This window comes from Syntrophales bacterium (genome assembly GCA_035363115.1).
Taxonomy (GTDB): domain Bacteria; phylum Desulfobacterota; class Syntrophia; order Syntrophales; family PHBD01; genus PHBD01.
In genome coordinates, this window is the sequence record DAOSEM010000003.1 from 25,794 (window position 1) to 44,360 (window position 18,567).

An 18,567-nucleotide genomic window follows, 5' to 3' on the forward strand; every position below is an offset into this window, starting at 1 on the left:
AACACCACGCGGAACCGGATCATGCCGCCTGAGACCGTCTTCTGGATTCTCCTGATCGCCTTTTTCGCCGGACTGGTTCAAGGATTCACCGGCTTCGGCTCAATCCTTCTGTCGCTGCCGCTTGTCATGCTCTGGCTGGACGTGCGGACGGCGGTGCCGGTGACCAGTCTTTTCGGCGCGCTCCTGACAGTCGGACTTGTCATTCCCCTCTGGCGCCACTTCGACTGGCGGAAGTTCCTGCCCCTCCTCCTTGGCAGCCTTCCCGGCATTCCCCTCGGCGTCATGCTTCTTGTCCACCTGCATGCCCTCTGGATCCAGCGGTTTGTCGGGCTTGTCCTTCTGCTTTACAGCCTCTGGGGATTTTTCCTGGCCTCACCGCGTACCCGGGAACTCGGAGGGGTGTGGCCCTACGGGTTCGGTTTTCTGGGGGGGCTGTTCGGGGGGGCCATCAGTGCCTCGGGACCGCCTGTCATCGTTTATGTCACGCTCCAGCCCTGGAGCAAGGATGACCTCAAGGCGACCCTGCAGGGATTCTTTCTGTTTTCGGGGATTGTCGTCATCTTCTTCCAGGCGAGGGAAGGGTTGATGACGGGGCAGGTGCTCCAGCTTTTCGTGTACTCCATCATTCCCATCCTGGCGGGCACCTGGCTGGGACACACCCTCTACGGCAGACTCGGCGAGCGCTCGTATCGCTCCGTTGTATTTGCCATGCTTGGTCTCCTGGGGATCTTCACGCTGGTTCGCTCTCTGTAGCCGGACGGCCGTCCTGCCTCCGGTTCAGCGCGGGAGTTCCCATACCTCCCGGAGGATCGGCTCTTCCGCCAGGAGCATGCCCAGGTAGTCTACCTCCAGCCGCACCATCTCCATGGACCTTCCCCGCCATGCCTCCAGTGTGTAACCGGGATGTTCCGGGGGAACGCCGTTCACGAACGGGCGGAGTATCCGGCAGCGCCCATGCTTGCGGGAAACCCGCGAGTCGTGCTTATCCCTGGAATAGGGGTGGACGGGGAGCCCGTCCCGTTCCAGGCGGTACAGGATCTTTGCCTGGCGCTCTTTCAGCGGAATGGAAGCGGGAGTGATCTCCTTGATAATCCAGAGCCCGCTGTTCTTGTCCTCGATGACGAGGCGCGACAGGACACGCTCGGGGCTGCACGCGGCACAGAGGTCGGGCCGGGCCCTTCCGGCGCGTATTCACCAGGGGGAGGCAACGGCCGTCCCGTCAGGATCGGGGCGACGGGTCGTCACGGCGGTCTGCGGGGGGCCCCTTCATCTTCTTCATGATGATCAGGATGGAGGCCAGGGCTGACTGGGTCATCCCGGGGATTCGTCCCGCCTGGGCGATCGTCGCCGGGGTGATGGCTTTCAGTTTTGCCCGGAGCTCATTGGACAGGCCCGGGACATGGTCGTAGTCGATGGACGGCGGGATGGACTTCTCCTCCTGGGCCTTCATCTTTTCCACGGCCTCACGCTGGCGCCGGATGTAGCCTTCGTACTTCGCCTCGATCTCGATCTGCCTCTTCACCGTTCGATCCGCAATGGCTTCCCAGCCGTCGAAAGCGGCCAGGTCGTCGTACCGGATCTCTTCACGCTTGAGGAGGTCGAAGAGGGAGACCGGATTGCGCAGGGGAGATGATCCGAGTGCCTGAAGCTTGCTCGCGGTTTCTTCCACGGGGTAGATTCTGGTCGAAGTCAGGCGCTTGATCCCGGACTCGATCCGGCGGACCTTTTCCTGAAGATCGCGGTAAACGTCGGACGGCACCAGGCCGAGTTCGTGTCCCTTGCCCATGAGGCGGATGGCGGCGTTGTCCTCCCGCAGGAGCAGCCGGTATTCCGCCCGGGAGGTGAACATCCGGTAGGGCTCGTCCACCCCCCTCGTGACCAGGTCGTCCATCAGCACGCCCATGTAAGCCTCGGAGCGGCGGAGGATGAAGGGTTCCCGTCCCTGGACGGCGCAGGCGGCGTTGATCCCGGCCCACAGACCCTGGGCGGCGGCCTCCTCATACCCGGAGGTCCCGTTGATCTGGCCCGCCAGGTAGAGCCCCCGGAGCCTCTTGGTCTCCAGGGTCGGCAGGAGCTGTGTGGGCTGGATGAAGTCGTATTCGATGGCATAGGCATAGCGCATGATCTCCGCCGCCTCCAGCCCGGGAACGCTGCGGACGATCCGCTCCTGGAGATGGGGCGGCATCGAATTGCCGAGCCCCTTGGCATACACCTCTTCCGTGTCGAGACCTTCGAATTCGAGGACCACGGGATGGCTCTGCCGACTCCCGAAGCGGACGATCTTGTCCTCGAGGGACGGACAGTAGCGGGCGCTGATTCCCCGGATGGTCCCCGAATAAAGGGGGGACAGGCGGATGTTATTGCCGATGATCCGGCGTGTTTCCTCTGTCGTGGCCGTGAAATAGGAGGGCAGGCGCTCTTTCCTGAGCGCTTCCGTCGTATAGGAGAAGGCCTCCGGCTCCGGATCGCTGTCCTGCCTGGTCAGCCGGGAAAAGTCGATGGAGGAGGCCCGGAGGCGGGGAGGCGTTCCCGTCTTCATCCGGCCCGTTTCAAAGCCATGGGACTTCAGGCACTCCGCCAGATCCAGCGAGGCGATCTCCCCGGCCCTGCCGGCGGGGATCCGGGAGGTGCCGATGTGAATGAGGCCGTTCAGGAAGGTCCCCGTGGCAATGACGACGGCGCGGCCGCCATAGGTCACGCCGGCCTGGTCGATGACGCCGGTCACGCGGTTTTCTTCCACGCACAGGCCGGTCACCAGCGACTGGAGGAGATGAACCCGTTTCTCCCGCTCCACCACCGCCTTCATGGCCAGGCGGTAGAGTTGCTTGTCGCACTGGAACCGGGAGGATCGCACGGCCGGCCCCTTGGAGGCGTTCAGGAGCCGGAAGTGCACCGCTGTCCGGTCGGCGATGCGCCCCATCTCGCCCCCGAGGGCATCGATTTCCTTTACAAGCTGGCCTTTTGCGAGCCCGCCGATGGCGGGATTGCAGGACATCAGCGCCACCGAATCCAGGTTGATGTTGAACAGCAGGGTGTCGCATCCCATCCGGGCGGCCGCCAGGGCGGCTTCGCAGCCTGCGTGTCCGCCGCCGATCACGATGATGTCATAGTCCCTCACGGGCGTTCTCCATCTGCCGGGGATGCTGTTTCCCGCCGGACGGCGGCTTTCCCGGGAGGCGGCCATCGTAGCGAATCGGACGCGGTGCTGTCAACGGGTTCCGGGCGCTCTCCCCGTTCTCCGGACACGCGTCACCGGGCGTTCAACGTTTCGTTTCATCGGGGATCCCTTTTGAACGGTTCGTTCAACCGTTGGCCCGCCGAAGTGGTGGAAACGGTCCAACCGATAATATTTTTTCTGGACGTCATTCCGGATGCTTGCAAACTGAAGGTCGAATGTCTGCGGGATGTGGTACGCCCGTTGCTTGCAACACGGCGGATCGAAAAACCTCTTCCCCCTGGCGGAAGATCATGTTAAGGGCAGAGGTACAAAATTACTCACCAAAGGAAGAAAGGAGAAACCAAGATGTTCGGGAAATTCGGGAAGAAACTGTTAACACTCTTCGCAACGGTGGTAGCTCTTGTTGTGTCATCTCCGGCTGTCTGGGCCGCAGAAGCGATTCCATCGGGCGATAACTACACGAAGGTTCTCTTTGCCGCGGCGGCTATGCTGGCGGCGGGTATCGGTGTCGGTCTCGGTGCCATCGGCGCCGGTGCGGGCATTGGCAATGCGGCGAACGGCGCTTGTATGGCCGTCGGTCGGAACCCCGGCGTCCAGGGAAAGATCATGACCACCATGCTGGTTGGTATGGCCATGGCCGAGTCCTGCGTCATTTATGCTCTGGTTATCGGACTGGTGATTCTGTACGCAAACCCCTTTGCAGCGCTCATCATGAAGTAAAGAATTAATGCTGCTTCTGCAAAAAATCCATTTCTCAGGAGAGGATGATGTCAGAAAAGAACAATGACAAGCAGTTCTTCTCTGTCGGTAAGATCTTCTTCCTGCTGGTCGTGATCCCTCTGTCCCTCATGGCAATTCTCATTGCCAACGGGATCTTCAAGGTGGGGGACATGGCGAGGCAAGGAGCGGTGACGGTCCTTGACCAGAAGGCGCAGGAGGAGATCAAGACGCGGGCCATCAGCGTTGCAGAGGAGGTTGCCAGTTTTCTGAAGGAACGGGAGAAGGACGTTCTGGTCGCCACGATCATCCCGCCGACGGAAGGAGCCTACAGGGACTTCATGGCGAAGAACGTGGGAGCCCTCTGGGTGAAGAAGGACGGGCAGATTGTCCGGGTCTTCGAGCCTCTGTACACAGAGATGGCGTTTATCGACAATTCGGGCAACGAGACGATCCGGATCTCCGGGGGCAAGGTTGTACCGAGGGCGAACCTCGGCAATGTGTCAAACCCGGCCGGAACCACCTACAAATCCGAAGATTATTTCACCAAGGCGAAGGCCCTGGCCCGCGGTGAGGTGCATGTGTCGCACCCCGCCGGCTGGTATGTAAACAAGCAGGATTTTGCCAAGGGCAAGCGCTTTGAGGGAGTTATCCGTTTTGCAACGCCCGTTTTTGACAAGTCGGGTGCAAGCGGAGTCGTGGAACTCGCGCTGGACATGCGTCACCTGATGAAGTTCACGGACAACATCATTCCCACTCAGTCGGGATATGTTCTTGAAGCGGACGCCGCAACGGGCAATTACGCCTTCATGGTGGACAACCGGGGACTCATCATTTCGCATCCCAATGATTTCCACATCGCCGGCCTGAATGCGGACGGAACACCGGTGGTCCCGCTGACGGCGGAAAATCAGGCCGCCCTGACGAAGAAGGGCGAAGAAGTTCTGGATCTGAACCAACTGGCCTTCATGGATCCCAATCTTCCGGCCATCGCCAAGGACGCGGCGGCCGGGAATGCGGGCATGAAGCAGTACAAGTTTGCCGGTCACGAAAAATTCGTGGCCTATGCCCCAATCAAGTACTTTGCCTCGTCCTATCCGAAGCCCGCCGGGTTCGGGTGGATCGGCATGGGCGTCGATGTCGGGAAGTTCAATGTCTTTGCAACGGAAGCAGCCAAGAAGATTCAGTCGGAGACGAAAGCCTGGACGACGACCATCGTCATCATCATCATCGTTTCCGTCGTTCTCCTCTTCCTTATCATGGCCCTGCTGACGAGAGGTATTTCCCGGTCCATCGCCTCGGAGGTTCCGGCAGGATCCGAGTCCATCGTGTTTGACGATGACGACGACTGATCCGGAGAAGTCCATTGGAAAAGAGAAGGCCGGCGTATCGCCGGCCTTTTTTTTGTGGTGGAATCGGGTTCCGTATCTTCAGGCGACTCATGTCCTCTCCTGGATAGAATCCCTATCGATCCAACATGTTGTATAGATACTTTCTCAATCTCTTTTCTCATCTTTCTGTTTGACTCCGTCCGTTAAAATTGGTAGGGAAATTGCGCAATTCGCAGGAACCGAGACAGTGACCTATCAGGCCCGGCCATTCTTCAGAAGAATTCCCAGCACAACGCTTGTCGGTGCACGGGGCAGCCTTCCTATCGCCCTTCGCCGCCGAGGTCTCACAATACCAAGAGGAGGTTTTGCATGAAAGAGAACAAATTGGTCATGTGGTTCGACGAACTGGAACTGGACGATATTCCTCAGGTAGGCGGGAAGAACGCCTCCCTCGGCGAGATGCGCCGGGAACTCATCTCCAAGGGCGTAAGTATCCCCGACGGATATGCCATAACCGCCCACGCATACCGCTACCTCCTCCAGTCAGCCGGAATTATAGACAAAATGGGAGAAGTCCTGGCCGATCTGGATACCCACGATATGCAGAACCTTGCCGAGAGAGGCAAGAAACTTCGCAACCTGATCTATTCAGCGGAACTGCCTGCCGACTTGAAAGACGCCATTCTCCAGGCCTATAAGACACTCTGCGATGAGTACGGAGAGAACACCGACGTAGCCGTCCGCAGCTCTGCCACGGCGGAAGACCTTCCCGATGCGAGCTTCGCCGGCCAGCAGGAGACCTTCCTGAATGTCCGCGGCGAGACCCAGTTGATCGATGCCTGCAAGCGCTGCTTTGCATCCCTCTTTACCGACCGCGCCATCAGCTACCGAGTCGACAAGGGATTCGACCACATGTCCATCGCCCTCTCCATCGGCGTGCAGAAAATGGTCCGCTCGGACATGGCGGCCTCTGGAGTTATCTTCTCCATCGATACCGAGTCGGGATTCCGGAATGCGATTCTCATCACGGGCTCCTACGGGCTCGGTGAAACGGTTGTCCAGGGGACCGTCAATCCTGATGAATTTTACGTCTTCAAGCCCACCCTGAAACTGGGGGCGCGTCCCATTCTCCAGAAGAAGCTGGGGGCCAAGGAAATCAAGATGATCTACGCCACCGGGAAGGGCGATGAAGGCACCAAGACGGTGCCCGTTCCCGTGGAGGACCGGCGGCGCTTCTGTCTCAATGACGACGAGATCCTGACGCTGGCCCGCTGGACCGCCATCATCGAGGACCATTACTCCCAGAAGGCCGGCTTCTTCAAGCCCATGGACATTGAATGGGGAAAGGACGGCGTCTCGGGCGGACTGTTCATCCTCCAGGCCAGGCCGGAGACGGTCCAGTCACAGAAAGACGATGCGGTCCTGGAGACCTTCCTCCTCCAGGAGACGAAGACCCCGCTGGTAACCGGGACGGCCGTCGGGTCCAAGATCGGGGCCGGCCCCGTGCATATCATCGAGAATGTGAGCGACATCAAAACGTTCAAGAAGGGCGAGGTGCTGGTCACGGACATGACGGACCCCGACTGGGAGCCCATCATGAAGATCGCCGCGGCCATTGTCACGAACAAGGGAGGCCGGACCTGCCATGCCGCCATCGTCAGCCGCGAGCTCGGCGTTCCCTGTATCGTCGGCAGTGGTACCGGTACGGCGGCTCTCCATGGAGTGAAGGAAGCGACGGTCTCCTGCGCCGAGGGCGAAGTCGGCCGGGTCTATGAAGGCCTGCTGAAATTCGACGTCCAGAGGGTCAACATCCAGAACATGCAGCGTCCCAAGACCCAGATCATGATGAATGTCGGCAATCCCGATGATGCATTCAGCCTTGCCGCCATCCCCAACGATGGAATCGGGCTGGCCCGGCTGGAGTTCATCATCAACCAGTTCATCCGCATCCACCCCATGGCGCTGATTCAATTCGACCGCGTCACGGACCCGGATCTCCGCAAGGAGATAACGAGCCTCACCCACGGCTATCCGAACATGCCGGACTTTTTCGTCGACAAGCTGGCGCAGGGCGTTGCCAAGATCGGCGCGGCCTTCTGGCCCAACGACGTCATCGTCCGGATGAGCGACTTCAAGAGCAACGAGTACGCGAACCTGATCGGCGGCTCCTTCTTTGAAAACGAGGAGGAGAACCCCATGATCGGCTTCCGCGGGGCATCCCGGTATTACGACGAGCGCTATCGCGACGCCTTTGCCCTGGAGTGCGAGGCCATGAAAAAGGTGCGCAACGACATGGGCATCACGAACGTCAAGTTGATGATCCCCTTCTGCCGTACCGTGGAAGAGGGCAAGCGGGTCATCCAGGTGATGGCCGACAAGGGACTGGTCCAGGGTGAAAACGGACTGGAGCTCTACATGATGGTGGAGATTCCCAGCAACGTGATCCTCATCGAGGAGTTCGGGAAGATCTTCGACGGCTTCTCCATCGGCTCCAACGACCTGACCCAGTTGACCCTCGGGCTGGACCGCGATTCCGCTCTCGTCAGCCACATCTTCGACGAGCGTAACCAGGCGGTGATGGACCTCGTGCGAATCGCCATCACCAAGTCCCGGAAGATGGGGAAAAAGATCGGCATCTGCGGGCAGGCCCCGAGTGACTATCCCGAGTTTGCCAAATTCCTCGTCGAATGCGGGATTTCCAGCATTTCCCTTAACTCCGACACGGTTATCAAGACAACCCTGGACATCCTGGAGACGGAGAAGTCGCTGGGCATTACGAAATAATCACTGTGGACCAGGCGGGCTTTCCGTCTGATCTCGATCCGGAAGGGGCCCGGCCGCAAGGCCGTGGCCCCTTTTCTATGCGGCCGTGACAGGCACGACGGGGCACGAAAAAAGGGGCGGACGTTTCCGCCCACCCCCTTCGGTCCGATCCGGATCGCGGATTGTTACCGCATGCTCAAGAGCTTGCGGGAGATGACCACCCGCTGAATTTCATTCGTACCCTCGTAGATCTGGCAGATCTTCGCGTCGCGCATGTGCCGTTCCGCCGGGTACTCCTTGCAGTATCCGTAACCGCCGAAGATCTGGACGCCCTCGATGGCGGCTTTCATGGCCACGTCGGAGGCGTACATCTTGGCCATGGCGGATTCTTTCTCGTAGTCCAGGTGGTTGTCTTCCATCCAGGCGGCCCGGAGGAGCAGGAGTTCCGCCGCGTCGAGCTCCGTTGCCATGTCGGCCAGCTTGAACTGGATGGCCTGGAAGGTGGAGATGGGCTTGCCGAACTGTACCCTCTCCTTGGCATAGTTCAGGGCGTCTTCCAGGGCGGCCTTCCCGATGCCGCAGGCCTGGGAGCCGATGCCGATACGACCGCAGTCAAGACCCATCAGCATCTGCTTGAATCCCTGGCCGACCTTGCCCAGCAGGTTTTCAGCCGGAACCTCTGCATCCTCAAAAACCAGTTCGGCCGTGCCGGAGGCCAGGATCCCCATCTTCTCTTCGATCTTGCCGAGGGAGAACCCCTTCGTGTTCTTCAGATCGACGATCAGATTGATGACCGCTTTGTAGCCCATGGACGCATCCGTTGTGCAGGCCAGGACACAGTACTGGGCGACGTTGCCGTTGGTGATGAATCGCTTGGTGCCATTGAGGACATACTTGTCGCCTTTCAGCTCGGCCTTGCAGGCAAGCGCACCGGCATCGGATCCGGCACCCGCTTCCGTCAGGGCGTAGCAGCCCTCGACTTTTCCGCTGGCGACGGGGGTCAGATACTTTACCTTCTGCTCTTCCGTGCCGAATGTGTTCACGGGGAAACCATAGAGCGAGTTGTTCACGGAGACGATAACCCCGCAGCTCGCGCATGCTTTGGAAATAGCGATCATGGCGTGGACATACGTTACCGTGTCCATGCCGGCCCCGCCGTACTCGACGGGAATGGCTACGCCCATGATGCCCATTGCACCGAGCTTGCGGCAGATTTCCTCGGGATGCCGGTGGGTGTGGTCCAGCTCCGCGGCGATCGGCTTGATTTCCGTCTCGGCAAACCGGGTTACCTGGTCCTTCACCATTTGTTGTTCTTCCGTCAGACCGAAATTCATGATGCCCCCCTTTCAGAAAAGTGTTTGTAAAAAATACGGTTCCGCAGCGCGCGGTTGCTCACGGCCCCCCCTGGACCGCGCCTGGCCGCCGCCCGCGTTTGCCTGTCAGCAGCCCTTGAAGTTGGGTTTCCGCTTCTCCAGGAAGGCCCCCATTCCTTCCTTTTGATCGTCGGTGCTGAAGCACTGGGCACAACACTCCATCTCCAGTCGGTTCGCGTTGTCCAGAGAAAGGTCGTATCCGAAATTCATGGCGTGTTTGGCCATCTTCAGGGCGAAGCCCGGCAGGCGGGCCATTTTCGCCGCGAACTTCTTCGCCGCCGGCAGGAGTTCCTCAGCGGGATAAATGCGGTTCACAAGGCCGAGTTCGTAGGCCCGCTGGGCGTCGATCTGGTCTCCCCCCATCACCAGTTCCTTTGCGCGGCCGAGGCCGATCAGCCTGGCCAGCCGCTGGGTTCCCCCCCATCCCGGGATGAGGCCGATGAGGATCTCCGGCTGGCCGAAGCGCGCCTTGTCGGAGGCGAAGCGCATGTCGCAGGCCATGGAGATTTCCGTTCCGCCGCCGAGGGCGAATCCGTTGATGGCGGCGATGGACGGCTTGGGCAGCGTCTCGATCAGGCGGAGCGTTTCGTGCCCGAGCTCCATGAAGGCCAGGGCCTGCTGGGGCCTGAGGTTCTGCATCTCCGAGATGTCCGCGCCGGCGACGAAGGCCCGGTCCCCGGAACCCGTCAGGATCAGAGCCTTGACTGCGTCGTCGTTCTTGCAGATAGTCGCTGCCTGGTAGAGCTCCGACATGGTCTCGGAGTTCATGGCGTTGAGTGCCTTGGGCCGATTGAAGGTAATCGTCGCGACCCCTTCCTCCACCTGGAAAATGAGGTTCTTGAACTCCATCGGACTGCCTCCTTTCTGGATTCGCTTTTTCCTGGTCGGTAGAAGGCCGGCACTCCCCGTGTACGGCCGGGGAGTGCCGGTGAAATGACGGATGGTTAGACGCTTTCGAGGACGATGGCCATGCCCTGACCGCCGCCGATACACAGCGACGCCAGTCCGAGCGGAACGTTCCGCTTCTTCATCTGCATGGCCAGCGTGTAGGTGATGCGGGCGCCGGTGCATCCGATGGGATGGCCGATGGAGATCCCGCTGCCGTTCAAATTGGTGATGTTGAGGTCCACGCCCAGTTCCTTGACGCAGCCCAGGGCCTGGACGGCAAAGGCCTCGTTGAGCTCGATGAGGCCGATGTCCTTCATGGTCAGGTTCAGCTTCTTGAAGAGCTTCCGCACCGCCGGAATGGGACCGAGGCCCATGTATGCCGGATCGACACCACCGGAGGCCCAACCCTTGATCTTGACCAGGGGCTTCAGGCCCAGTTCCTTGGCCTTTTCGGCGCTCATGACCAGCACGGCCGCGGCTCCGTCGTTGATGCCCGAGGCGTTCCCCGCCGTGACGGATCCGTCTTTCTTGAAGACCGGCGCCAGTTTGCCCATCTTCTCCAGGGTCGTGTCCATGGGCCGCTCGTCCACCTGGAAGACCTTCGGGTCGCCCTTTTTCTGGGGGATGATGATGGGGACGATCTCGTCGGCCACGGCGCCGCTGGCGATGGCCGCCCGGGCGCGCCGGTGGCTCTCGTAGGCCAGCTGATCCTGCTCGGCCCTGGAGATGCCGTACTTCGCAGCGATGTTCTCCGCCGTGAAGCCCATGTGGTATCCATTGAAGATCTCCCAGAGGCCGTCATGGACCATCAGGTCCGTGATCTTGCCGAAAGGCATGTTCATCCGGAAGCCCCAGCGGGCGTCGGCAAGAGCGTAGGGGACGTTGCTCATGTTCTCCATGCCGCCGGCAAGGACGACGTCGGCATCACCCGTCATGACGGACTGGGCCGCCAGGGCGATGGCCTTCATCCCCGAGGCGCAGACCTTCTGGACGGTGAAGACATTCGATTCTTCCGGCAGGCCGGCGAAGATGGCCGACTGGCGGGCCGGGTTCTGGCCCACGCCTGCATTCAGGACGTTCCCTATGATGACTTCGTCGATATAAACGGGGGTGAGGGAACTGTCGTAGTCATATCCCTTTTTCTGGATGTCCGTCATGTCGAAGTTACCGAAGGCGTCGGGGCGGCAGGACTTGATGAAGTCGCTGACGGCCGGCCGGAGACCCGCCCGCTTGATGGCTTCTTTCATGACCACCTTGCCCAGTTCCACCACGGAGACCCCCTTGAGGGATCCGCCAAACTCGCCCACGGCGGTCCTGGCGCCACTTACGATTACCGCATCTCTCATGTTACTCCTTCCTCCTCTCTCAAGGATGTGAAATATTCCGGCGGGGATGAATCCCCGTATCGTTCACGCCTCGTCGATGGCATCGACGAATTCGATCTCCCGGGGGTGCTTGTAGTTGGACAGGTAGGTCCGGCAGTGGCGGAGGATGTCCTTCTCGCCGGCCGTCGCACCCGGTTTCAGCACGATGCTGGCCTTCACGATCTCGCCGCGCATCAGGTCCTGCTTTCCCGTTATCCTTGCCTGCTTGACGGCCGGGTGCATCTCCAGGATCAACTCGATCTCCCGGGGGTAGACGTTGAAGCCGCTGGTGATGACCATCCGCTTCGCGTGGCCCGTCAGGAAGATGTAGCCGTCCTCATCCATGGTTCCCAGGTCGCTCGTGTGCAGCCAGCCGTCCCGGATCACCTCGGCGGTGCGGGCCTCGTCCTTGTAGTATCCCTTCATGACGTTGGCGCCCCGGATGATCAACTCCCCCTCCTGCCCCCGGGGGACCTCGCGTCCGTCCCTGTCGACGATCTTCGCCTCCACGCCGGGGATGACCGTCCCGATGGAGCCGGGCCGGTGGGGCCGGTCGATGCGGCTGAGGGTGCAGATCGGGGAGGCCTCCGTGAGGCCGTATCCTTCGACCAGCTTGACCTTGAACTTGGACTCGAAAGCGGCGAAGACGTCCGGCGGGATGGCGGCTCCGCCGGTAATGCAGAAGCGAAGCGAGCTTACGTCATGCTGGTCCGCCTTGTCGTGAAAGATCATTCCCAGGAAAAGCCGCGGCACGCCGGTGATGTATGTGACCTTTTCCCGGTCGATGGCGGAGAAGATGCCGTCCAGGGTAAAGCGGTCCATGAGAACAATGCTGGCCCCGGTTCTGAGCGGTGCGAGCATGTTGGCGACGGCGCCGAAGGAGTGGAAGAACGGAATGATCGCCAGGCAGCGGTCTTCCTCCGTACCTGCAACCTCCGATTTGAGAAGGCCCGTCTGGCTCTGCAGGTTGCCGTGGGTAAGAACCGCTCCCACGGGCCTGCCGGTCAGCCCCGAGGTGTAGATCATGACCGCGGGATCGCTGTCTTCGATGGGAGGAATCGAAAATTCATCCCCTCCCTCGATCGATAGCTTCCGCCAGGCATAGGGTGAATCAGCGCTGTCGGTGACCAGAAGATGCCGGCAGAGAGGCAGCTCGTCCCGGATCTCCTCGAATCGCCTGGCCGCAGAGGCAGTCGTGATGAAGGCTTTGGAATCGCTGTTGCCCAGAAGATGCCGCAACTCGAAGGCGGTGGACATGATGTTGAGCGTGACCGCGACGGCGCCTAGTTTCTGGGCGGCCAGGTAGGCGATGACGAATTCGGGAATATTGGGGAGCAGGACGGCGACCTTGTCGCCCTTGACGATTCCCAGGTCCCGGAGCCGCCCGGCGAGGGCGCTGACGGCCCGGTTCAGGTCCCGGTACGTGAGACGGTTCGCGTCATGAATAAGGGCGATCCGCCCGGAGTGACGCCGGGCACTATCCTCCAGCATGTGACCGAGGTCCATTGTTTCCCGCTCTCTCTCTCGCCTGGAATGCCGATACCCTTAACATCGGAATGTTTTTTTTTCAATGAATTTATGGACGCATTGAATCACAATTTTCTATTGTATTGTCGGATAGATAGAAGGTCGCGATGAACGCTTCAAACGTCCCGGGATGGGGATTCTGCGGTCGCAAGAAAAGGGCCTGAGTCGGGATCCTGCGATCTCCATGAAGTTCGGTCGGAACAGATTTTTCTTAAAACGAATAACCCGCCCGGAGCTCGACGCGCCAGCGGTTCTGCTTCTCCCCGAACTCGCTGTCGGGACCCCCGAAGAGGAAATTGGCCTTGAGCCTGAGTTCCAGGTTTGTAAACCGGGTGTACACGACTTCCGGTGAAACGGTGTATCCCCCGTCGTTCAGGTTGGCCATGACGGTGACTGCGGGGGAAAAATAAAGAATATTGAAAGGTTCCTTCTGGACGACCCTGAGATACAGGTAATCCCTCATCGGATTGAGCCGGCCGTATGTGCCGTCCGCCACGAGCAGGGCCCGCCGGAGCAGCGCGTCGCCGCCCCCGGTAATGTACGCCTGCCAGCCCCGGGCGACTAGTGCGTAGAACCCTTTCATTTCTTCCGTGGAGTAACCCGTACCGCTGTGAAAGTACTCCGCGATGATCGTCGTGTCCCAGGCGGTAAGATAACGGATGCCGATCAGGGCGCTCAGGGCTTCGTACGTGTCGGAACGGGTGGTTCCTGATGTGTCGATCCAGGACTTCTCGTAGCTGTGGATCCAGGCGAATTCGCCGTGAATTTCGAAATTGGTCGTCACGTTGCGGGAAAAGTCGATGCCGGCGCGGGCGGTTCGGCTTCCGTCAACCAGGACCATCAGGTCGATGTCCGTGTCGTAAAGGAGGAGGTAGAGTTTTGCCGCGGCATTGATCCGGTTCGGAGTTCCGAAGTTGTCGTTGACGTGATCATATACGGGGAGCAGAACGGGGGTGAAAGAGAGGGTTTTCAGCGGGCCGTCGAAGCTCCGGATCCAGTCGGCGGCCAAGACGATGTACCCTTCCAGCGGCAGTTCCGGATCGTCGGGATCCTTCGGCCGGTCCAGAAAGGCGGCGGGATTCCAGGCATAACCCTTTCCCCACTTGAGGTTCTTCTTGCCGGCGTCCAGCTTGAAGGAGGCACCGGGCCGGAGGGTGCCGTACCCTTCATAGATGCTCGTTTTTTCCGTTTCTCCCGAATACGACCGCCGGTAGTCCGTGTTGGTTCTCACGTACAGGCGGCCGGCGCCTTTTTCGTAACTGCCCTCCAGTTGCAATCGGCCGTTGAACTCGTTTACCGCATCCCCCTCGTCCCGGTTGTAGAAACGGAGCTTGTAGAATGCGCCGTCCGGGTTGAGGCGGTAGCGGACGGGGCGGACTTCCGCGTATCCGCCGATGTGCCATGGCTTCTTCTCGATTTCCGACAAGTCGAACGAGTACGTTTCCTCCGCGGCCCTGGGTGCCGTCTGGGGCACGAGCAGCGCTGCCAGGAGGATTGCGGCCGCCAGGGCCAGCCGCCGGCATTGCTCCCGCGGGCCCGGCCCCCGGCGTCTCCCGCCCGCCCTATGACGCAAAGCCATCATTGTTTCCTCGGGAAGCGGTTCCGCACCGGATGGAGGGATCGCAGCGGCAATGAAGATCCCGCCGGTCCCCGGGTCGCTACCGGAGCGAATCCAGGTTCGGCATGTAGGTAAGGGTGAAGACCTCGTCCTTGAAGGTCCGCTTCCGGATTTTTGCGAAGATCATGATGGACCGGTACCCCTTGTAGAGGGGGCTGTCCGTCTCGATCACGGAGGGCCGCACGAGCCCGCCGCCGAAATCCTTCGTGTCTTTGAAGTAGAGGGTCTTGATCAGCATTCCTGCTTCGGTGAGGCACTCGATCCGGACCGGGACCCTGCGGTTCCGGTCGACCTGCATGCGGAGCTGGTCATAGGCGACCTCCCTGGTCTTTGCCTTCAAATTAAGCAGGTACCCTCCATCCTTTTCCATCACCGATTTCACGTCATACTCGGTGCTGTAATCGAGATTCAGGATGTCGGCATTGTTGAACACCCCTCCCACGACGGACTGGAGGCTCGTGATCCGGATCGGCTTTCCCACGTTGGGGATATAGAGCCACATGTTTTCCCCCAGCCGGAGGGTGCTGCGGCCTTTTTCACTGGCCGGGGCAAGGAACAGGGCCGCCACCCGGTCGGCTCCCTTCTTGACGGAAAAGAGCGTGAATTCCTTCTTCTTCCCATCGGGTTCCACGTTGATCAGCTTCCGGTACATTTCGTAGGACTCGGGATTCAGGTTCCTGTCCACCTGCTTCAGGAGAACCGAACCGTCCAGGGCAAAGGCCGGCAGGGCGAACAGAAGGACCAGAGATGTGAGCATCAGCTTCTGCAGCATAAGGTTTCTCCTTTCTTTTCCGGTCAGACGTGGCGCAGTGCCTCGATTGGTTCCATGCGCGAGGCCTTCCAGGCCGGCTGGAGGCTCGCCGCCACGGAGACGAGGATGACGATGACGGATATGGACAGAAGATCCCCCGGGTGGAGGGATACCGCCAGAACCAGGTCCTTCTGCTGGCCGAAGTCGAAGGTGACCCGGGACAGATTCAGGATCCACAGGAGCAGGCTCCCGGTGATGCAGCCGACGACGGCTCCCAGGATTCCCAGGCAGAATCCTTCCAGGAGGAACAGGGAGAGGATCCGGCCGGGGAGGGTGCCGATGGCGGCCATCGTGCCGATCTCCCGGACGCGCTCGTAGACGGCCATGATCATGACGTTCATGATGCTGATCAGGACGATGGCGATGAGCATCAGCCTGATGAAGAAGGTCATGACGTCGATCATCCGGGCTACGTTGAAAAAGGGCGAAAGGGCCTCCCAGGTGTGGACTTCGAACAGGGGCTTCCCCTGCCGGTTCTTTTCCCCGGCCAGGAGACCCGAAAGCCTGCCGTGAACGTCCGACAGTCTCCCGAAATCCTTCAGCCGCACGGCGATCTCGCTGATCTCCGGCTCGCGCATCCGGAGCGTCTCCACGGCGTCGTCCAGGTGGATGTAGCCGTCCCGCCCCCCCGGTCCGGTCACGCCCTCCAGGATTCCCGAGACGATGAACTGCCTGCCGTTGACGGAACCGTCCTGGTTTGTCGCCACGACGACCACGGGGTCCCCCACCTTGACGTTCATTCCCCGGGCCAGGAGGGCCGGAAGGAGGATCTCCCCCTTTTCAAGGGTCTTTTTCCCCTCGCTGATCCGGGAGAGGAGAAGGGGCACCGTTTTGAACTCCCGCTCCGGGACGATTCCGTTCAGGCGGATGTTCGTCGTCTCGGAGAAGTTGCTGAACATGCCGCCGAACTTGATGCGTGGGGAATAGGTCGCCACCTCCGGCATTCCATCGAGCACGTCCGTAACCTTCCGGACCGCCGGCGGCTTGAGGTTGAGGTTCAGGGGGAGGTTGTCGATGGAGGCCACGTAGCCCCGATGGTGGATCTGGATGTGACCCAGCATGGAATCGGTGATCTGGCCGATCATCATCCCCTTGAAGGATCCGGATACCGAGATGAAAACGAGAACGAAAACGACGCCCACGGTGATGAGGGACGCCGTCAGCAGGGTGCGGCGGCGGTACCGCAGGAGGTTCCGGACGGCCATCTTGAGGAGGTTAGCCATGGTTCTGCCCTCCCTTCTCCTGGACGTCCCGAAGGGCTCCGTCTTCCAGCTGAAAGAGGATCTCCGCCTCGCCGACGATCTTCTGGTCGTGTGTGGAGAAGATGAACGTCGTCTGCCGCTCGTCCCGCATGCGCTTCATGAGGTCGATGACGGCGTAGGCCGTCGCCGAGTCCAGGTTGGCCGTTGGCTCGTCGGCCAGGACGAGCCGGGGATTCGTCACCAGCGCGCGGGCGATGGCCACCCTCTGCTTCTGCCCTCCCGAAAGCTGATCGGGATACTTGTCCCGCTGGTCTGCCATCCCCACGGCCTCCAGCAGGGTTCCGATCCGCTCCCGCCGCTCCTCTTCCGGCACGTTCTGGACCATCATCAGGGGATACTCGACGTTTTCGTGAACCGTCAGCACGGGGATGAGGTTGAAGTCCTGGAAGATGAAGCCGATGTGACTTCCCCGGAAACGTGCGCTATCCTTCATGTCGAGGGCCGTGACGTCCGTTCCGGCGACGGAGAGGCTTCCCCCGGTGGGCTTGTCCAGGCAGCCGAGGATGTTCAGGATGGTGGTCTTCCCGCTCCCGGAGGGACCCACGAAAGAGACGAAGGAGGCGGGTTCGATCCGGAAGGACACCCCCCGAAGGGCGTGGACGGTGACCTCCCCGGTCCGGTAGTCCTTCGCCAGATTCTCGGCGGCGATGAGGCTCATGGCAGGGCTCCTTTCAGCATGCCGTCGATGAGAAAGAGGGTTATGATTCCAGTTGCCGGGCGGCCTGTGCGCGGAGGCGCAATGTTCAGACGAGAGTTGGTTAAAATTAGCCGAATGGTTTCAGGAAAGAAAGGGTTTTATTCTTGTTCCAGGCCCGGGTCTGCCGTCGTACCGGGAGGCTGGATTGCCTGCCCGGTCCAGGGCCTTCACGACCCGGAGCGCTGTTTTTTGTGTTGCGATCGTTAGAACGACTCGCACCGGATGAACTCCACGGCGTTGCGGAACAGGGCGAGGCCCATCCCCTCCTCCGGGAGATCCTCCCGGGTCCAGCGGGGGTGATTTGTCCGGTGGAGGTAGGCCTCCGGGTGGGGCATCAGGCCGAAGATGCGGCCCGTCTCACTGCAGATGCCGGCGACGGCCCCGACGGAGCCGTTGGGATTGAGCGGGTAGTCCATCGTCGCTTCCCGATAGTCCGGTGTGCAGTAGCGGACGACGATCTGCCCCTGTTTCTCCAGCCTCTCGCAGACATCGTCCCCGGCGGGGATGAACTTCCCCTCGCCGTGGCGGACGGGAAGATAGAGGCCGTCCAGGCCCCTGGTGAAGACGCAGGGAGAATCCGGGTTGACCTTCAGGGATACCCATCGGTCCTCGAAGCGCCCGGAATCGTTGAAGGTGAGCGTGGCCGTCTGGGTACGCTGATCGCCGTCGAATCCCGGGAGCATGCCCAGTTTCACCTGGAGCTGGAAGCCGTTGCAGACCCCGAGGATGAGCTTGCCGGCGCGGATGAAGCGGTCGAACTGGTCGAAGAGCTTTTCCTTCGTCCCCCGGACCGGGGCGTGGAGGATCCGGTTGGCCCCGGCCTTGGCGGAACCCAGGTCGTCGCCGTCGAGGAAACCTCCCGGCAGGTTCAGGAAGTCATAGTCGTCCAGTCTCTTCTCTCCGCAGAGCAGTTCGCTGATGTGGACGATGTCCGTCACGTCCGAGCCCGCCAGCCGGCAGGCGTGGGCCATTTCCCGTTCGCAGTTCGTGCCGTTTCCCGTGATGACGATGGATCTCACCGGTTTCGCCATGCCTTGA

Annotated in this window: 14 protein-coding genes; 4 read left to right on the forward strand and 10 right to left on the reverse strand. The window is 60.7% G+C overall.

From position 1 onward, the window contains the following. Positions 1 to 21 precede the first annotated feature (21 nt). Positions 22 to 753, forward strand: a complete 732-nt coding sequence (locus PLO63_08030; protein ID HOI74079.1) for a sulfite exporter TauE/SafE family protein — start codon at positions 22 to 24, stop codon at positions 751 to 753. Between the two features lie 466 nt (positions 754 to 1,219). Here PLO63_08030 and mnmG read toward each other — a convergent pair whose 3' ends face one another. After that, positions 1,220 to 3,118, reverse strand: coding sequence for a tRNA uridine-5-carboxymethylaminomethyl(34) synthesis enzyme MnmG (mnmG, locus tag PLO63_08035; GenBank protein ID HOI74080.1), 1,899 nt, complete (start codon positions 3,116 to 3,118; stop codon positions 1,220 to 1,222). A gap of 405 nt (positions 3,119 to 3,523) precedes the next feature. Between mnmG and PLO63_08040 the strand changes: the two genes are divergently transcribed. The 3 genes from PLO63_08040 to ppsA all read left to right on the forward strand — a co-directional run bounded on the left by PLO63_08040 (position 3,524) and on the right by ppsA (position 8,010). Then, positions 3,524 to 3,898 (forward strand): ATP synthase F0 subunit C, encoded by a 375-nt coding sequence (locus PLO63_08040; protein ID HOI74081.1) that lies wholly within the window; start codon positions 3,524 to 3,526, stop codon positions 3,896 to 3,898. Positions 3,899 to 3,945: 47 nt separating this feature from the next. Further along, positions 3,946 to 5,247 (forward strand): cache domain-containing protein, encoded by a 1,302-nt coding sequence (locus PLO63_08045; protein HOI74082.1) that lies wholly within the window; start codon positions 3,946 to 3,948, stop codon positions 5,245 to 5,247. A 348-nt stretch (positions 5,248 to 5,595) separates the two neighbouring features. Continuing rightward, a complete protein-coding gene (ppsA, locus tag PLO63_08050; GenBank protein ID HOI74083.1) occupies positions 5,596 to 8,010 on the forward strand; it encodes a phosphoenolpyruvate synthase in 2,415 nt (804 codons plus the stop codon). Between the two features lie 164 nt (positions 8,011 to 8,174). Here ppsA and PLO63_08055 read toward each other — a convergent pair whose 3' ends face one another. The 9 genes from PLO63_08055 to PLO63_08095 all read right to left on the reverse strand — a co-directional run bounded on the left by PLO63_08055 (position 8,175) and on the right by PLO63_08095 (position 18,560). Beyond that, on the reverse strand, positions 8,175 to 9,323 hold the full coding sequence (locus PLO63_08055) for an acyl-CoA dehydrogenase family protein (protein HOI74084.1): 1,149 nt from the start codon (positions 9,321 to 9,323) through the stop codon (positions 8,175 to 8,177). A gap of 105 nt (positions 9,324 to 9,428) precedes the next feature. Then, on the reverse strand, positions 9,429 to 10,211 hold the full coding sequence (locus PLO63_08060; protein ID HOI74085.1) for an enoyl-CoA hydratase-related protein: 783 nt from the start codon (positions 10,209 to 10,211) through the stop codon (positions 9,429 to 9,431). Between the two features lie 95 nt (positions 10,212 to 10,306). Then, positions 10,307 to 11,596 (reverse strand): acetyl-CoA C-acetyltransferase, encoded by a 1,290-nt coding sequence (locus tag PLO63_08065; protein HOI74086.1) that lies wholly within the window; start codon positions 11,594 to 11,596, stop codon positions 10,307 to 10,309. 63 nt (positions 11,597 to 11,659) lie between these two features. Further along, positions 11,660 to 13,105 (reverse strand): AMP-binding protein, encoded by a 1,446-nt coding sequence (locus PLO63_08070; protein HOI74087.1) that lies wholly within the window; start codon positions 13,103 to 13,105, stop codon positions 11,660 to 11,662. 247 nt (positions 13,106 to 13,352) lie between these two features. Further along, positions 13,353 to 14,720: a hypothetical protein gene (locus PLO63_08075; protein ID HOI74088.1), complete on the reverse strand. Its 1,368-nt coding sequence runs from the start codon at positions 14,718 to 14,720 to the stop codon at positions 13,353 to 13,355. A 79-nt stretch (positions 14,721 to 14,799) separates the two neighbouring features. Continuing rightward, positions 14,800 to 15,531, reverse strand: coding sequence for an outer membrane lipoprotein-sorting protein (locus PLO63_08080; GenBank protein ID HOI74089.1), 732 nt, complete (start codon positions 15,529 to 15,531; stop codon positions 14,800 to 14,802). A gap of 23 nt (positions 15,532 to 15,554) precedes the next feature. Beyond that, the gene (locus PLO63_08085) at positions 15,555 to 16,793 is read right to left on the reverse strand and encodes an FtsX-like permease family protein (protein ID HOI74090.1); all 1,239 of its coding nucleotides are present in this window, start codon (positions 16,791 to 16,793) and stop codon (positions 15,555 to 15,557) included. Then, positions 16,786 to 17,490 carry an ABC transporter ATP-binding protein gene (locus PLO63_08090; GenBank protein HOI74091.1) on the reverse strand — a complete coding sequence of 235 codons (705 nt, stop codon included), beginning with the start codon at positions 17,488 to 17,490 and terminating at the stop codon, positions 16,786 to 16,788. The genes PLO63_08085 and PLO63_08090 overlap by 8 nt, the downstream gene beginning before the upstream one ends. A gap of 242 nt (positions 17,491 to 17,732) precedes the next feature. Then, a complete protein-coding gene (locus tag PLO63_08095) occupies positions 17,733 to 18,560 on the reverse strand; it encodes a phosphoribosylformylglycinamidine synthase subunit PurQ (protein ID HOI74092.1) in 828 nt (275 codons plus the stop codon). Positions 18,561 to 18,567: the final 7 nt, after the last annotated feature.

What these genes read in the sequence shown, in the direction of transcription:
- PLO63_08030 (HOI74079.1), top strand. Translation starts at nt 22, where the DNA reads ATGCCGCCTGAGACCGTCTTCTGGATTCTCCTGATCGCCTTTTTCGCC.
- PLO63_08090 (HOI74091.1), bottom strand. Translation starts at nt 17,490, where the DNA reads ATGAGCCTCATCGCCGCCGAGAATCTGGCGAAGGACTACCGGACCGGG.
- PLO63_08080 (HOI74089.1), bottom strand. Translation starts at nt 15,531, where the DNA reads ATGCTGCAGAAGCTGATGCTCACATCTCTGGTCCTTCTGTTCGCCCTG.
- PLO63_08060 (HOI74085.1), bottom strand. Translation starts at nt 10,211, where the DNA reads ATGGAGTTCAAGAACCTCATTTTCCAGGTGGAGGAAGGGGTCGCGACG.
- PLO63_08065 (HOI74086.1), bottom strand. Translation starts at nt 11,596, where the DNA reads ATGAGAGATGCGGTAATCGTAAGTGGCGCCAGGACCGCCGTGGGCGAG.
- PLO63_08070 (HOI74087.1), bottom strand. Translation starts at nt 13,105, where the DNA reads ATGCTGGAGGATAGTGCCCGGCGTCACTCCGGGCGGATCGCCCTTATT.
- PLO63_08095 (HOI74092.1), bottom strand. Translation starts at nt 18,560, where the DNA reads ATGGCGAAACCGGTGAGATCCATCGTCATCACGGGAAACGGCACGAAC.
- PLO63_08045 (HOI74082.1), top strand. Translation starts at nt 3,946, where the DNA reads ATGTCAGAAAAGAACAATGACAAGCAGTTCTTCTCTGTCGGTAAGATC.
- ppsA (HOI74083.1), top strand. Translation starts at nt 5,596, where the DNA reads ATGAAAGAGAACAAATTGGTCATGTGGTTCGACGAACTGGAACTGGAC.
- PLO63_08085 (HOI74090.1), bottom strand. Translation starts at nt 16,793, where the DNA reads ATGGCTAACCTCCTCAAGATGGCCGTCCGGAACCTCCTGCGGTACCGC.
- PLO63_08055 (HOI74084.1), bottom strand. Translation starts at nt 9,323, where the DNA reads ATGAATTTCGGTCTGACGGAAGAACAACAAATGGTGAAGGACCAGGTA.
- PLO63_08040 (HOI74081.1), top strand. Translation starts at nt 3,524, where the DNA reads ATGTTCGGGAAATTCGGGAAGAAACTGTTAACACTCTTCGCAACGGTG.
- PLO63_08075 (HOI74088.1), bottom strand. Translation starts at nt 14,720, where the DNA reads ATGGCTTTGCGTCATAGGGCGGGCGGGAGACGCCGGGGGCCGGGCCCG.